Here is a 14,259-nt window from a genome sequence, read left to right on the forward strand (position 1 = left end):
GGGCCGCCCGCCCCCCCCCCCCGGGGGGGGCGCGCCCGGGGGGCCGGCCCCCCCGCCCCCGGGGGGGCGGGGCCCGGCGGGCCCGCCCCCCCGTGGGGGGGGCCGGGGGGGGGGGGCCCCCCCCACGGTCGGCGAACCAACCTCCCGGCGTAGCGCCTTTGCGCCGCGCGGACTACCGCTGAACGGCACAATATGCTTTCGTCCTTTAATGGTCGCTGAAGGGCAGTCGCCCGAACCACGTGCGGCCGACGAGCGAGCCGCACTGCGGAGCATTCCGATATTCGCCGAGATCGACGACGAACAACTCCACCTGCTAACGAAGACCGTAGGTCGCCAGCACGTACCCGCCAACGAATGGCTCTTTCACCTGGGCGACCCGTCGGACGCCATCTATGTAATCGCCTCGGGACGATTCGCGGCCATCGGCCTCGACGGACAGGTGCTTCGTGAGATGGCGTCAGGTGACTCGATCGGAGACCTGGGCGTCATCACCGGCGCCCCTCGCTCGGCGGGGGTACGAGCCCTTCGGGACGGCGTCGTCTGGAGGATCGCCGCCGACACGTTCAGCGAGGTGCTCGCCAAGGCCCCGCAATTGCAATCGGCGATGTTCCGGGCGATGGCGGTAATGCTTCGCGAGTCACGAGCCGCCACCGTCTCTCGCGGTCGCCGGGTCGTCGGCGTGGTGTCGAGCGGGGATGCGGTCGCGATGCCGATCGTCGACGCGATCATGACTCGGCTGCGATCGCACGGTCGGGCCGCCGTCGTCGCGCCGCCCGTCGAAACCACGGCTGCGGCCAATCATTACGGCGAGCTCGTCGAAGCGTTCAGCGAAACCCTCGACCGCGCCGAGCGAAGCAACGATTGGGTCTTGCTGGTGGCCGATCGGGGCTCGGGCGACAGCTGGCGACGCTACGTCACCGCGCAAAGCGACCGAGTCGTGGTCGTCGCCGACCAAACCCATCCGCCGGAGGCGCTCGAACCACCCGTGACGCAAGGGCCGGTCCACCTCGTCACTTGCGGTGTCGTGCCGGACCCGAGCTGGTGGGATCTGCTGCAGCCGGTCTCGCATCACCCCGCCGACGACGATGGCATCGGCGCGCTGGCCCGCAGAATCGCCGGCCGATCTCTCGGTCTCGTGCTGGGGGGTGGGGGCGCTCGGGGCCTGGCGCATTACGGCGTCTACGAAGAGCTCACGCGGGCAGGCGTCGTCATCGACCGGTTCGGCGGAACCAGTTCCGGCGCCCTCGCTGCCGCCACCTTCGCGCTGGGGCTCGACGCGCGAGATTGCACCGCGGCGGCACGGAAGTACGTCGCGGAGACCAGGCCGGTCAGCGACTACACGATCCCTGCGATAGCCCTCACGCGAGGCCGCCGCGTCGACCGTCTGATCGAGGGATTCTTCGGCGGCACCACCCTGATCGAGCGCCTGCCGAGGGAGTTCTTCTCCGTCTCCACCGATATCATCACGGGCGATCAGATCATCCATCGCCGTGGATTGCTGTGGGTCGCGGTGCGCGCATCGATCTCGATACCCGGGCTCCTGCCGCCGGTGCAGCATGGGGAACGGCTGCTCGTCGACGGCGGACTGATGAACATCCTCCCGGCCGACGTGATGTGCGCCGACCCGGACGGCGAGGTGATCTGCGTCGATCTGCGCACGACGTGGGTGCCATCGAAGGGATTTGGCCCGCTGCCGGCGAAGCTTCAACCCCCCGCGTTCGTGCGTCGGCTCGTGACCGGCACGGATGTAGCCCTGCCGCCGCTGCAAGACACGTTGCTTCGCAGCGTCGAACTCGCGGCCCCCAAGTGGAACCTGCGCGAGCTCCCCCGAGTCGCGGCGATCATCGAGCCGGACGTCTCGGCGATCGGCCCGTTGGACTTCAAAAACATCGATGCGGCCCTGAAGGCCGGGCGGGTCGCAGCCCGCAGAACCCTCGAAGCGCAGCCGTCGCTCGTTCGCTGAGCCTGTACGATTACGCTGCAGCAACGGCTCAGCATCTTCAGGTGGCAGACGCTTAGTGTGTGCACAGGGTGGTCAGGGCGAGCGGGGCAGACAACGACGAGTCTCGCTCGCGCACGCGGCCGTTCGAGTGCGGCGAGGCCGTTAATCCATGGGCTCCGATTGGTGGGACAAGCCGCTGGCCAATCTGGTCATGCACTCCAATGGCGGCGAGAAGATCGTGCCCATCTTCGATCAATTATTCGTCGGCCGTCAGTGCGCGGGCATCGACGAACAGCGCCGACTGGTCATTGCCGATCCGAACATCTCCCGCAACCACCTCGAGATTCGCTTGGACGTCAGCACCGACCGGGCTTACCTCATCGACACCAGCACCAACGGGACGTTGCTCAATGGCATGCCGCTTGAGCGCGCCGTCCAGGTCCCCATCAAGCCCGAGGACCGGATCTCGATAGGCGACGTCGTGCTCATCTTCCGATCGGACCGGTTCACTGCCGCCGGGGTAACCAACACGAGCCCGACCCTGACCCGCATCGTCGAGGAGACCATGGTCATGGTGGTCGGGGACATCACCAACTACTCGACGATCTCCGAAGTGACCGACAACCGGGTGATCGCCCAGAGCCTGAACTATCTCTGGCACGAGCTCAACCTCGTGCTGCGCGCCCATCGCGGCACGCTCAACCATTACGCCGGCGATGCGCTGTATGCGGTCTGGGAACCGCGGACCATTCCGAACGCCAACGAGCTCGCGATCGACTTCGCGCTCGCCGCGAACCGGAGGGTCGAGGAGCTCGGGCCCACGCTCCCGCTGCGTAGCCCGGACGGGTCGCCGATCCGCATGGGTTGGGGGGTGGTGCAGGGCCGGGCCGCGATCGCCGCCATGACACGAACGGTCACGGCCGTGATCGGCGACGCGACCAACGTGGCGTTCCGGTTGGCCGGCATTGCCGGACGGGGCGGGCGCCCGGTCGTAATGGTCAGCACCGGCGTTCACGCAGCCGTCGAGGCGCAATACATTTGGGGCCACTCCGAGCAGGTGGAGATCAAGGGCCGGCGCGGAATGGAGACCGTCTTCGGTGTTGTCGCACGCGCGTAGCCCTTTGCGCCGAGCGTGCGGCTAGCCGCACAGTCGAGACCGAGCGTGCGGCTAGCCGCACAGTCGAGACCGAGCGTGCGGCTGGCCGCACAGTCGAGACCGAGCGTGCGGCTAGCCGCACGCTCGCCGGGCCAATGCGGCCCGAACGCGGCCAACGACCTCGGCGGGCCGGTCACCTGCCAGCACTCTCACGACAATCCACCCGAGACGCTCCAGCATTTCCAGTCGCCTTACGTCCCAGGTGTATTGCCGGCGGTCGCTGCGGTGCTGTTCGCCGTCGTACTCGACGGCGACTTTGACCTCTTCCCAACCCATATCCAGATACGCGAACACGCTGCCGAACTCGTTGAGCACCGGGATTTGTGTTTGCGGCCGCGGCAGGCCGGCCTCGATCAAGACGACGCGGAGCCACGATTCTTTCGGCGACTGGGCGCCCGGGTCGAACAGGTCTATCGCTTGGCGTGCTCGCGCGATGCCTCTGCGTCCGACGTATCGACGAGCCAACAGCTCAATATCGACGGCCTTGATTTCGATGACTCTGGCGAGCGCGTCGATCCCCGCCACAGCGGTCATCGTCGGGTACCAGCAGCCGAGGTCCAGTGCCGTCCGGGCCGGCGAGGTGACCCGCATGCCGGCCACCAGCTCGATCTCGTCCTCCTCGATGCGGTCCCCGTGTGCCTGGATACCAGGTGGACTGCGCCGATTGTCGTGAATCAACTCCACGACGCGCGCATCATCGACCCACTTGCTGCCGTGCAGCGCGGATGCAGCGAACCCTGCGACAACACCTCGGCGGCCGCTCCACAGCCAGCCGGCTTTGGCGCGTAGTTCGGCAGTGATGCCGACATCACGCTCCACGTAGACGTCTGGGAACAACGGGCGAAAGCGAGCCAGCTGCGACTTAGACATCACCCCTGCAGAGATGGCCTCGCTGCCAATCATCGGCTCTCGCACCGTGGCAGCCTCGCAGGCAACGCCATCATCGTCACTTCAACTATCAACACTCCGCCGAACGTGCGGCTGGCCGCACACTCGAACGCGAACGTGCGGCTGGCCGCACGTTCGGCACGAAGAGAAGAGCTAGCCGAGGATTAGGCCCGACGTGGGCACGCCGGTTCCCGCGGTGACGAGCACGTGCTCGACGTCGGGGACCGGATTCACCGACGTTCCCCGCAGCTGCCGCACACCCTCGGCGATGCCGTTCATGCCGTGGATGTAGGCCTCACCGAGTTGACCGCCATGCGTGTTGATCGGAAGCCGGCCACCGACCTCGATCGCACCGTCGGCGATGAAGTCCTTGGCCTCGCCCCGACCGCAGAATCCCAACTCCTCCAACTGAATCAGCGTGAAGGGCGTGAAGTGGTCGTACAACACGGCGGTCTGGATGTCGGACGGCTGCAGACCGGACTGCTGCCACATCTGCTGACCGACCAGCCCCATCTCGGGCAGGCCGAGCTCGTCGCGGTAGTAGCTGACCATCGTGTACTGGTCGGGGCTGGAGCCCTGCGCCGCGGCCTCGATGATCGCCGGCCGCTGCTTGAGATCCTTCGCCCGCTCCGGGGAGGTCACCACGATCGCGACCGCGCCGTCCGTCTCCTGGCAGCAGTCCAGCAGCCGCAGCGGCTCGGCGATCCACCGCGAATTCTGGTGATCCTCAATGGTTATCGGCTTCTCGTAGAAGTACGCCTTCGGGTTCTTGGCCGCGTGCTTGCGGTCGGCCACCGAGATGGCGCCGAAGTCCCGGCTGGTCGCGCCGGACCAGTGCATGTACCGCTGCGCGATCATCGCGACCTGCGCGGCGGGCGTCGACAGCCCGTGCGGATACGAGAAGGAGTTGTCGGCCGCCGTCGAATCGGCCTGCACGCCGGCGCTTCCCACCAGCCGGGTCTGGACCTGACCGAACCGCATGCCCGACCGCTCGTTGAACGCCCGGTACGCGACGACGACGTCGGCCACCCCGGTGGCGACGGCCATCGCCGCCTGCTGCACGGTCGCGCACGCGGCGCCGCCGCCGTAGCCGATCTGCGAGAAGAACTTCAGGTCACCGATGCCGACCGCGCGCGCCACCGCGGTCTCGTTGTTGGTGTCCATCGTGAAGGTGGTCAGCCCGTCGACGTCCGACGGCGAAAGGCCGGCGTCGTCCAGCGCGTCCAGGACCGCCTCGGCGGCCAGCCGCAGCTCGCTGCGGCCGGAGTCCTTGGAGAAGTCGGTGGCGCCGATCCCGGCGATGGCGGCCTTACCCGAGAGCATCAAGCGTCCCCCATCGTCAGCGTCACCGTCGCGATCACATGATCGCCAAGGCTGTTGCGGCCGAACACCTTCAACGCGATCACGCCGTCGTCGATACCGGTCACCTCGCCGGAGAAGGTGACGGTGTCGTAGGCGTACCACGGCACGCCGAGCCGCAGCCCGATCGATTTGATCCGTGCGGCCGGGCCCGCCCAGTCGGTGACGTAACGCTGCACCAACCCGGTGTCGGTCAGGATGTTGACGAAGATGTCCTTGGAACCCTTGGCCTGCGCCAGGTCCCGGTCATGGTGCACGTCCTGAAAGTCCCTGGTAGCCAGCGCAGTCGAGATGATGAACGTCGGGTCGCCGTAAATCTTCAGTTCGGGCAGGGTGGTACCCACCTCAACAGCAGGCGCGCTCATGCTTGATCTCCCAAGTGCTCCCACGCGTAGAGGCTCCACTCCGGGCCGGAGTCACCGGCCGGGAAGTCGATATAGGTTGCGCGAACCGGCATTCCGATCTTGATCTCGGCGTGGTCGACGCCGCGCAGCTCGCCGAGCATACGAACACCCTCTTCCAGCTCGACGAGCGCGATCACGAACGGCAGCGTGCGTCCGGGCACCTTCGGCGCGTGGTGCACGACGTAGCTGTACAGCGTGCCGCGGCCGCCGGCCAAGACGTAGTCGATGGGTTGGACCTTGTCCTGCCACACCGCCGGCACCGGCGGATGCTGCAGGCTGCCGTCGGGCCGGCGCTGAATCCGCAACTCGTGTGCCTTGACGCCCTCCCAGAAGAAGGCGGTGTCCCGCGACGACGCCGGGCGCATCATGGTGTCGGGATCCAGGTCCTCGGGCACCGAGGACGGCGCGGCTTCGCGGGGCTTGAACTTCAGGATCCGCCAAGCCATCTCGGCGACGGCTTCCTCCCCGACCCGCCAGGTGATGTGCTGGTTGATGAAGTAACCCTCACCTAGGCCGGTCTGCTTGGGGCCGACCACGTCGCGCATCTCGGAATGGATGGTGACCTGCTCGCCGGGACGCAGATAGCGGTGATAGGTCTGCTCACAGTTGGTGGCGACCACCCCGATGTAGCCGGCATCGTCGAACAGCTTCATGATCGGGCCCATTGGATCGTCGGTGGGGCGTTCACCGCCCTGCCCGAACATCGTCCACACCTGAATCATGGCCGGCGGCGCGACGATCCCGGGGTGACCCGCGGCCTTGGCGGCATCCTCGTCCACGTAGATCGGGTTGCGGTCGCCGAGGGCCTCCACCCAGTTGTTGATGATCGGCTGGTTCACCGGATCCCGGCCCGCGCGCGGCGCTGCCACGACGGTGGCGGTGATCTCCGCGACCGCTTGGGCGATATCCGTCATCGAGGCACCCTCGGCACCTTGAGGCCGGCCGCCGCGATCATCTCTCGCATCACTTCATTGACGCCGCCACCGAAGGTGATCACCAGGTTGCGCTTGGTTTGCGAATCCAGCCAACGCAGCAGCTCGGCGGTCTCCGGTTCCGCCGGGTTGCCGTACTTGCCGACGATTTCCTCGGCCAGCCGGCCGATGTACTGAATGCGCTCCGTGCCAAACACTTTGGTCGAGGCGGCGTCGGCGACGTTGATGTCCTCGCCGGCGGCGGCCACCTGCCAGTTCAGCAGCTCGTTGATCCGCCACATCGCGTGGATCTCACCGAGCGCCCGTTTGACGTCGGCGTGGTCGATCGGCGTGACGCCGTCGGCGCCCGGCTTGGACGCCCACGCGTGGACCCGGTCGTAGATGCCCGCGGTGCGGCCCGCCGGGCCCAGCATGACGCGCTCGTTGTTGAGCTGGGTCGTGATCAGCCGCCATCCGCCGTTCTCCTCGCCGACCAGCATGTCGGCGGGCACCCGCACGTCGTTGTAGTAGGTGGCGTTGGTGTGGTGGGCACCATCGGACAGGATGATCGGCGTCCAGGAGAACCCGGGATCCTTCGTGTCCACGATCAGGATCGAAATGCCCTTGTGCTTCACGGCATCCGGGTCGGTGCGGCAGGCCAGCCAGATGTAGTCGGCGTCGTGCCCGCCGGTGGTCCACATCTTCTGGCCGTTGACGATGTACTCGTCACCCTGGCGGACGGCGGTCGTCCGCAGGGACGCCAGATCGGTGCCCGCCTCGGGTTCGCTGTAACCGATCGCGAAGTGCACCTCGCCCGCCAATATCGCCGGCAGGAACTTCTTCTTCTGTGCCTCGCTGCCGAACTGCTGCAGCGTCGGACCGACGGTCTGCAGCGTGACCGCGGGCAGCGGAACGTCGGCACGATGCGCCTCGTTGACGAAGATCGACTGCTCGATTGGGCCGAAGCCCAAGCCGCCGAACTCCTTTGGCCAACCGACGCCGAGCTTGCCGTCCCGGCCCATCCGCCGGATCACCGCGCGATAGGCCTCGTTGTGACGGTCCTCCTCCATCGCCTTCATCTCGTCGGACGAGATCAGGTTCGAAAAGTATTCCCGCAGTTCCGCTTGCAGCTGACGCTGCTCCGGAGTCAGGTCTATGAACATTGCGCTCCCACCAGATCGAGACGATGAGAAGGCCCGCCCAGCAGCCGGGTCAGGTCCTTGATCGTGGAGTAGTACCGGTGCATCGGATAGGTGATGTCCATGCCCATGCCGCCGTGCAGGTGGTGGCAGAGCTGCATCACCGGCGGCGCCTGCGACGTGATCCAGTAGCCGAGCACGTCGAGATCGTCGTCGGCGTCCCGCCCTTCGGACAGCCGCCACACGACCGACTTCGCCGCCAAATCGATGGTGCGCGAAGCGATGTAGACCTCGGCGAGCTGCGCGGCCACGGTCTGGAACGTCGACAGCGGCCTGCCGAATTGTTTGCGGTTGGCCACGTAGTCCGCGGTGAGCCGCAGCGCGCCCGCCACCAGGCCGTCGGTGTAGGCGCCGATGGCCGCCAGCGCCAGCTGGTTGACCCGCGGCGCCCCGGCACCCGACAAAACGGCGGCGTCTTCGACCGCAACGTCGGCGAAGGTGACCGTGTACTCGTCGGAGCCGTTGGATGTCGGGGTTTGAATCACCTGCACGCCATCGGCCTTCGGCGACACCACGACCACCGCGTTGTCGGCGGTCACGACCATCCAGTCGGCGGATTCGGCATACGGCACAGCCACTTTCGTGCCCGACAACCGGCCGTTGGCGAAGGTGGTCGACGGCCGGTCGGGCAACGCGGTGCCGGGCTCGTTGAGCGCGGCCGTCAGCACGCCGCCCTTCGCGACACCGGCAAGGAACCGGTCCTGCTGTTCGTCGGTCGCCAGGTCAAGCAGCGGCAGCACGCCGAAGCCCAGCGTGGCCAGCGCCGGCGTGATGGCGCCGTGGCGACCCACCTCGGTGAGGACGGTGGCCACCTCGGGCAGCCCCACGCCGTCACCGCCGAGACGCTCGGGCACCGGGAGCGCCGTCACGCCCCCGCCGACCAAAGCCTCCCAGCTCAATTCGCGGTCGAGCACCGACGTGACGACGTCGGCGACGGCCTGTTGCGTCGCGGTGAGATCGAAGTCCATGTCAGTTGGATTTGCCGCTGTAGTCGACCTGCCAGTGCTTGATCCCGTTGAGCCAGCCCGACCGCAGCCGCTCGGGCTCGCCGATGGGCTTGAGGTCCGGCATGTGGTCGGCCACCGCATTGAAGATCAGGTTGATGGTCATACGGGCCAAGTTAGCGCCGATGCAGTAGTGGGCGCCGGTGCCGCCGAAGCCGACGTGCGGGTTCGGGTCGCGCAGGATGTTGAAGGAGTGCGGGTCGTCGAAGACCTCTTCGTCGAAGTTGGCCGACCGGTAGGACATCACCACCCGCTGCCCCTTCTTGATCTGCACGCCGGACAACTCGGTGTCCTCGCTGGCGGTGCGCTGGAAGGCCGACACCGGGGTGGCCCACCGGATGATCTCGTCGGCGGTGGTCGACGGGCGCTCCTTCTTGAACAGCTCCCACTGGTCGGGGTTGTTCGCCATGGCGATCATGCCGTGGGTGATCGAGTTGCGGGTGGTCTCGTTGCCCGCCACCGCGAGCATGACCACGAAGAACCCGAACTCGTCGTCGGAGAGCTTCTCGCCGTCGATGTCGGCCTGGATGAGCGTGGTGACGATGTCGTCGGTGGGGTTCTTGCCCCGCTCCTCGGCCATCGCCATCGCGTAGGTGATCAGCTCCATCGACGACTGCGCGGGGTCGACGTGGGCGTACTCGGGGTCGGTGCCACCGGTCATCTCGTTGGACCAGCGGAACAGCTTGTCGCGGTCCTCCTGCGGTACGCCGAGCAAGCCCGCGATGGCCTGCAGCGGCAGCTCGCACGAGACCTGCTCGACGAAGTCGCCGTGGCCCTCGGTCGCCGCGGTCTTGGCGATGTTCTGGGCGCGCTGGGCCAGTTCGGCCTCCAGCCGTCCGATGGCCCGGGGCGTGAACCCGCGGGAGATGATCTTGCGCAGCCGAGTGTGGTGGGGCGCGTCCATGTTGAGCATGACGCTGCGCTGCAGTTCGACCTGCTCGCGCTTCATCTCCGGCGGCCACGTCGGGATGGCGCCGTTCATCCAGCTCGAGAAGATGTCGCTGCGCTTGGACACCTCCTTGACGTCGGCGTGCTTGGTGACGAGCCAATATCCGTGGTCCTCGAAGCCGCCCGCGCCGCCCGGAATGTCGACCCAGTGGATCGGCTCCGCCTTGCGCAGCAGGGCGAGTTCCTCGACGGGCAGCCCGGCGAGGTTGACGTCAGGGTCAAGGAAGTCGAAGTCAGCGGGAATGTTGGGGGGTGCCATGATGTGTGCGCTCCTCAATTGCAACGTGTTCTAGTGCCAGTAAAACACGGCTCCTGCGCAGATAAAAGGCAGGTCATCATCCTCGCTTGTCAGACTAATGAAACGTGTTCTAGCCTGACGGAATGGGTAACCCGGTAATCGTCGAAGCCACCCGCAGCCCGATCGGCAAGCGCAACGGATGGCTCTCAGGATTGCACGCCACCGAGCTGCTCGGTGCGGTGCAGAAGGCAGTCGTGGAGAAGGCCGGCATCGACGCCGGCGACGTCGAACAGGTCATCGGCGGCTGCGTGACGCAGTTCGGCGAGCAGTCCAACAACATCACCCGGGTTAGCTGGCTGGTCGCCGGGCTGCCGGAGCACGTCGGCGCCATGACCGTGGACTGCCAGTGCGGCAGCGGCCAGCAGGCCAACGGTCTGATCGCCGGCCTGATCGCGGCGGGCGCCATCGACATCGGCATCGCGTGCGGAATCGAGGCCATGAGCCGCGTCGGACTCGGCGCCAACGCCGGCCCCGACCGCAGCATCCTGCGGCCGGCGTCGTGGGACATCGACCTGCCCGACCAGTTCACCGCGGCCGAGCGCATCGCCAAGCGGCGCGGCATCACCCGCGAGGACATCGACGAGTTCGGCTTCGGATCGCAGGCCAAGGCCAAGCAGGCGTGGGAGGAGGGCCGCTTCGACCGCGAGATCTCCCCGATCGACGCCCCCGCGCTGGACGAGAACAAGCAACCGACGTCGGAGCGGGTCACCATCTCGCGCGACCAGGGCCTGCGCGACACCACGCTGTCGGGCCTGTCCGCGCTGAAGCCGGTCATCGAGGGTGGGATCCACACCGCCGGGACGTCGTCGCAGATTTCCGATGGGGCCGCGGCCGTGCTGTGGATGGATGAAGACAAGGCCAAGGCCCTCGGGTTGCGGCCGCGGGCCCGCATCGTCAGCCAGGCGCTGGTCGGCGCCGAGCCCTACTACCACCTGGACGGCCCCGTGCAGTCGACGGCCAAGGTGCTCGAAAAGGCCGGGATGAAGATGGGCGACATCGACATCACCGAGATCAACGAGGCCTTCGCTTCCGTCGTGCTGTCCTGGGCGCGGGTGCACGACCCCGACATGGCCAAGGTCAACGTCAACGGCGGGGCCATCGCGCTGGGCCACCCGGTGGGCAGCACCGGTAGCCGGCTGATCACCACCGCCCTGCACGAGCTGGAGCGCACCGACCAGAGCACCGCGCTGATCACCATGTGCGCGGGCGGCGCCCTGTCGACGGGCACCATCATCGAGCGCATCTAGCCCGGCACTTGACCGTCTCCGAGGAGAGCCGCATCGCCGCGGCGCAGTCCTACATCGATGCGCTCGTCAGCCATGACGGCGACTCCGTTCCGTTCGCCGCCGGGTGCACCCGCATCGAGCAAGGGATCAAGAACGGCTTCTCCGGAAACCACCTGCGCCGCAGCCTGAATCGCGGAGCCCAGTACCGGTTGCTCGCGGACACGACGCCGCCGGCCTACCGGATCGACGGCGATCGGGTGCACGCGTCATACGACGTGCTCACCAAGGCGGCGTTCGGCGGTCGGCGGCTGGGCGCACGGGTGGACGAGACGTTCGTGATACCCGCCGAAACCTCAAGCGGACGAGCCGAAATCCACCACATCAAGGTTCGCTTCCAACCGTTCATCCAGCGGCGGCGGTAACGCCGCGGCGCCGGCCAGACACAGAGGAGCATGATGCCCAAACCCAAGCCAAAGTCACTGAACGCGCCCTGGGTCGGCTTCATCATCAAATGGATGGCCAAGGGCAACACGTGGATCTATCGACGCAGCAACGGAAAACTGGGTGGCACCTTCGGCAACGCTCCCGTCGCGCTGCTCACCACGACGGGCCGCAAGAGCGGTGAACCGCGGGTCAGCCCGCTGCTGTACCTGCGCGAAGGGAACCGGGTGGTGCTGGTCGCATCGAAGGGCGGCAGCGACAAGAACCCGCTGTGGTACCTCAACCTCAAGGCCAATCCGAAAGTCTCCGTGCAGATCAAGGACGAGGTGCTGCAGCTACAGGCCCGCGATGCCACCGAGGCCGAGCGTGCGCAGTACTGGCCCAAGCTGGATGCCATGTACCCGTCGTTCGGCGACTACCGGTCGTGGACCGACAGGGTCATCCCCATCGTCATCTGCGATCCCTGACGTTTCCTTCCCCGCGACGGCCACAGCCGCTGAGCGGGAACGCTATGGCCGCCGCTGAGGCGCGCCCTCACCGCAAGTACCGCGACGCCACCGACCGAGTGATTCCGCTCGTGGTGCGCGAGCCGCGCCAGGCCCGCCGGCCCCGTTCGGAAATGACCCTCAATTCTGACGGCCCCGCCGTCAGCGCTTGACTGAGCATATCGCCGTGTGTGACGATTTCGTCAGAAAGCGCGCCATTGCCGGGCAGCGCGCTGTTAGGAGAACGATGCGTCGCACACCGGCCGGTGTCCCGGTATACGAGCCAGACCTCTATTCCACCGAGGCCATCGTCAATCCCTACCCGCATTACCGGCGCCTGCGCGACCTCGGCCAGGTGGTCTGGTTGGCCAAGCAGAAGGCGTATGCGCTCCCCCGCTACGCCGAGTGCAAGGCCGTCTTGCGTGACGACAAGACGTTCCTCTCGGGCAGGGGCGTCTCCCTGAACCCGATCACCAACCGCTTGTCGCGAGGCACCACGCTGAACAGCGACGGCGACGAGCACGACCAACGCCGAAAGCTGGTGGCGCACCGGCTGTTGCCGCGCGTGCTGCGTGCGATCAGCGACAGCGTGGACGCCACCGCCGCGGCGGTGGTCGATGCCGCGCTCACCCAGGGCGCCGTCGACGGCGTAAACGACCTGGCGGCCGCCCTGCCGCTGGCCGTGGTGCCTGACCTCATCGGTTGGCCGCGCGATCAGCGTGATCACCTCATCGACTGGGGCGGCGCCACTTTCGATGTCCTCGGTCCGCTGAATTGGCAGGCGATCAAATCGACGCCTCGCGCGTTGCAAATGCTGCGGTTCGCGCGCCGCGTGGTGCGCCAGCGGGCCGTTCTCGAGGGCAGCATGGCACACGAGCTCCTGATGGCCGCCGACGAAGGCAAGCTGCCGCACCGCGAGTGTTCGCCGCTGATGGTCGACTACCTCGCGCCGTCGATCGACACCACGATGAGCGCCATCTCCAACGCGTTGCATTTGTTCGCCGGCCACCCCGAGCAATGGCGGCTCCTGAAAGAGGACCCGGCCCTGATGACCAACGCCGTCAACGAAGTGGTCCGGTATGAGCCCCCGCTGCGTGCATTCGCACGCTGGGTGCCAAGGCAAACCGAAATAGAGGGCACCCCAATACCATCCGGTGCTCGAGTCCTCGTGATATACGCCTCGGCCAACCGCGACGAACGCGAGTGGGAGGAACCCGACCTCTTCGACATCCGCCGCGACGCCAGCCGTCAAATCGGATTCGGGCAGGGTGCGCATGCCTGTGCCGGCCAGGGCCTGGCGCGGTTGGAAACGGCGGCCATGCTGCGCGCGCTGCTTGAACGCGTCGACCGCATCGAGGTCACCGGCGCACCAAAATGGGCTATTAACAACATCATCCGCCGTCATGAAGCGCTGCCGCTCAAGCTGGTTGCCGCATGAGACTCTTACCCTTGGCCGCCGAGCCATTCACCCCGCCGACCGCCCGCGACATGCTCCCGTCGGAGCGCCGCGAATTCGTCCGCACGCACCGGACGTGTGTCTTCGGGTACCGCCGCCGCCATGACGGCCCGGCCATGTCGATCGTGTATTACGTCCCGACCGATGACGACGAGCTGCTGGTGTCCACCATGGCCGGCCGCGCGAAGGCGAACGCCGTGGCGCGGGACCCGAAAGTGAGCATTTGCGTGCTAGACGAGCGCTGGCCGTTCTCGTTCTTGCAGGTGTATGCCGACGCCGTCATCGATCGAGACCCCGACCTCGTCGTCGACGTCATGATGGCCGTCGGCTGGCGGATGTCCGGGCAGCAGGCGGGCGCGGAGGCGCGGCCCGTCGTCAGGGAAATGGCCGAGCGCGAAGACAGACTGGTGATCCGCTGCCGTCCCTACGCGACGTTCGCCACGCCGCCGCGTCATCTACATGCGAACGAGGAAGCGTCCGAGCTGACGCACTGGGGATCATCGTCGCTCCCGTGGGACGCCCCGGATCCCGTTGCGCGATAG

The 14,259-nt window shown here is 67.0% G+C and carries 14 protein-coding genes; 7 read left to right on the plus strand and 7 right to left on the minus strand.

Annotation, left to right across the window (positions count from 1 at the left end):
- Positions 1-208 precede the first annotated feature (208 nt).
- Entirely contained in the window at positions 209-1,963 is a 1,755-nt protein-coding gene (locus tag A5730_RS15925; RefSeq protein ID WP_067902199.1) for a patatin-like phospholipase family protein, read from the plus strand.
- Positions 1,964-2,111: 148 nt separating this feature from the next.
- Entirely contained in the window at positions 2,112-3,059 is a 948-nt protein-coding gene (locus A5730_RS15930) for an adenylate/guanylate cyclase domain-containing protein (RefSeq protein ID WP_067902202.1), read from the plus strand.
- 111 nt (positions 3,060-3,170) lie between these two features.
- On the opposite strand, the gene A5730_RS15935 is transcribed toward A5730_RS15930, so the two are convergent.
- The 7 genes from A5730_RS15935 to A5730_RS15965 all read right to left on the minus strand — a co-directional run bounded on the left by A5730_RS15935 (position 3,171) and on the right by A5730_RS15965 (position 10,070).
- Positions 3,171-4,013 carry a DUF559 domain-containing protein gene (locus A5730_RS15935; RefSeq protein WP_067902205.1) on the minus strand — a complete coding sequence of 281 codons (843 nt, stop codon included), beginning with the start codon at positions 4,011-4,013 and terminating at the stop codon, positions 3,171-3,173.
- 126 nt (positions 4,014-4,139) lie between these two features.
- Positions 4,140-5,309, minus strand: coding sequence for a lipid-transfer protein (locus A5730_RS15940; RefSeq protein ID WP_067902207.1), 1,170 nt, complete (start codon positions 5,307-5,309; stop codon positions 4,140-4,142).
- Positions 5,309-5,710 carry a MaoC family dehydratase gene (locus A5730_RS15945; RefSeq protein ID WP_067902209.1) on the minus strand — a complete coding sequence of 134 codons (402 nt, stop codon included), beginning with the start codon at positions 5,708-5,710 and terminating at the stop codon, positions 5,309-5,311. The genes A5730_RS15940 and A5730_RS15945 overlap by 1 nt, the downstream gene beginning before the upstream one ends.
- Complete coding sequence (locus tag A5730_RS15950; RefSeq protein WP_067902211.1) at positions 5,707-6,663, minus strand: bifunctional MaoC family dehydratase N-terminal/OB-fold nucleic acid binding domain-containing protein; 957 nt, start codon at positions 6,661-6,663, stop codon at positions 5,707-5,709. Before A5730_RS15950 ends, A5730_RS15945 begins: the two co-directional genes overlap by 4 nt.
- On the minus strand, positions 6,660-7,823 hold the full coding sequence (fadE29, locus tag A5730_RS15955; RefSeq protein WP_067902214.1) for an acyl-CoA dehydrogenase FadE29: 1,164 nt from the start codon (positions 7,821-7,823) through the stop codon (positions 6,660-6,662). Before fadE29 ends, A5730_RS15950 begins: the two co-directional genes overlap by 4 nt.
- Positions 7,814-8,827 (minus strand): acyl-CoA dehydrogenase family protein, encoded by a 1,014-nt coding sequence (locus A5730_RS15960; protein ID WP_067902217.1) that lies wholly within the window; start codon positions 8,825-8,827, stop codon positions 7,814-7,816. The genes fadE29 and A5730_RS15960 overlap by 10 nt, the downstream gene beginning before the upstream one ends.
- Position 8,828: 1 nt before the next feature.
- Positions 8,829-10,070, minus strand: a complete 1,242-nt coding sequence (locus A5730_RS15965; protein WP_067902220.1) for a cytochrome P450 — start codon at positions 10,068-10,070, stop codon at positions 8,829-8,831.
- A gap of 122 nt (positions 10,071-10,192) precedes the next feature.
- Here A5730_RS15965 and A5730_RS15970 point away from each other — a divergent pair, with 122 nt between their 5' ends.
- The 5 genes from A5730_RS15970 (at position 10,193) to A5730_RS15990 (ending at position 14,259) form a co-directional block, all read left to right on the plus strand.
- On the plus strand, positions 10,193-11,356 hold the full coding sequence (locus A5730_RS15970) for a steroid 3-ketoacyl-CoA thiolase (protein ID WP_067902223.1): 1,164 nt from the start codon (positions 10,193-10,195) through the stop codon (positions 11,354-11,356).
- Between the two features lie 8 nt (positions 11,357-11,364).
- Positions 11,365-11,757, plus strand: coding sequence for a hypothetical protein (locus tag A5730_RS15975; protein ID WP_067902226.1), 393 nt, complete (start codon positions 11,365-11,367; stop codon positions 11,755-11,757).
- Positions 11,758-11,790: 33 nt separating this feature from the next.
- On the plus strand, positions 11,791-12,243 hold the full coding sequence (locus A5730_RS15980) for a nitroreductase family deazaflavin-dependent oxidoreductase (RefSeq protein ID WP_067902414.1): 453 nt from the start codon (positions 11,791-11,793) through the stop codon (positions 12,241-12,243).
- 265 nt (positions 12,244-12,508) lie between these two features.
- Positions 12,509-13,699, plus strand: a complete 1,191-nt coding sequence (locus A5730_RS15985; protein ID WP_067902229.1) for a cytochrome P450 — start codon at positions 12,509-12,511, stop codon at positions 13,697-13,699.
- Positions 13,696-14,259, plus strand: coding sequence for a pyridoxamine 5'-phosphate oxidase family protein (locus A5730_RS15990; protein WP_082946861.1), 564 nt, complete (start codon positions 13,696-13,698; stop codon positions 14,257-14,259). The genes A5730_RS15985 and A5730_RS15990 overlap by 4 nt, the downstream gene beginning before the upstream one ends.

It is taken from the genome of Mycobacterium sp. ACS4054, from assembly GCF_001667275.1.
Lineage (GTDB): Bacteria > Actinomycetota > Actinomycetes > Mycobacteriales > Mycobacteriaceae > Mycobacterium.

Bases quoted from the DNA above. Each gene is read 5' to 3' on its own strand.
- A5730_RS15930 (WP_067902202.1), top strand. From the start codon at position 2,112: ATGGGCTCCGATTGGTGGGACAAGCCGCTGGCCAATCTGGTCATGCAC.
- A5730_RS15970 (WP_067902223.1), top strand. From the start codon at position 10,193: ATGGGTAACCCGGTAATCGTCGAAGCCACCCGCAGCCCGATCGGCAAG.
- A5730_RS15950 (WP_067902211.1), bottom strand. From the start codon at position 6,663: ATGACGGATATCGCCCAAGCGGTCGCGGAGATCACCGCCACCGTCGTG.
- A5730_RS15940 (WP_067902207.1), bottom strand. From the start codon at position 5,309: ATGCTCTCGGGTAAGGCCGCCATCGCCGGGATCGGCGCCACCGACTTC.
- A5730_RS15965 (WP_067902220.1), bottom strand. From the start codon at position 10,070: ATGGCACCCCCCAACATTCCCGCTGACTTCGACTTCCTTGACCCTGAC.
- fadE29 (WP_067902214.1), bottom strand. From the start codon at position 7,823: ATGTTCATAGACCTGACTCCGGAGCAGCGTCAGCTGCAAGCGGAACTG.
- A5730_RS15925 (WP_067902199.1), top strand. From the start codon at position 209: ATGGTCGCTGAAGGGCAGTCGCCCGAACCACGTGCGGCCGACGAGCGA.
- A5730_RS15945 (WP_067902209.1), bottom strand. From the start codon at position 5,710: ATGAGCGCGCCTGCTGTTGAGGTGGGTACCACCCTGCCCGAACTGAAG.
- A5730_RS15990 (WP_082946861.1), top strand. From the start codon at position 13,696: ATGAGACTCTTACCCTTGGCCGCCGAGCCATTCACCCCGCCGACCGCC.
- A5730_RS15985 (WP_067902229.1), top strand. From the start codon at position 12,509: ATGCGTCGCACACCGGCCGGTGTCCCGGTATACGAGCCAGACCTCTAT.
- A5730_RS15980 (WP_067902414.1), top strand. From the start codon at position 11,791: ATGCCCAAACCCAAGCCAAAGTCACTGAACGCGCCCTGGGTCGGCTTC.
- A5730_RS15960 (WP_067902217.1), bottom strand. From the start codon at position 8,827: ATGGACTTCGATCTCACCGCGACGCAACAGGCCGTCGCCGACGTCGTC.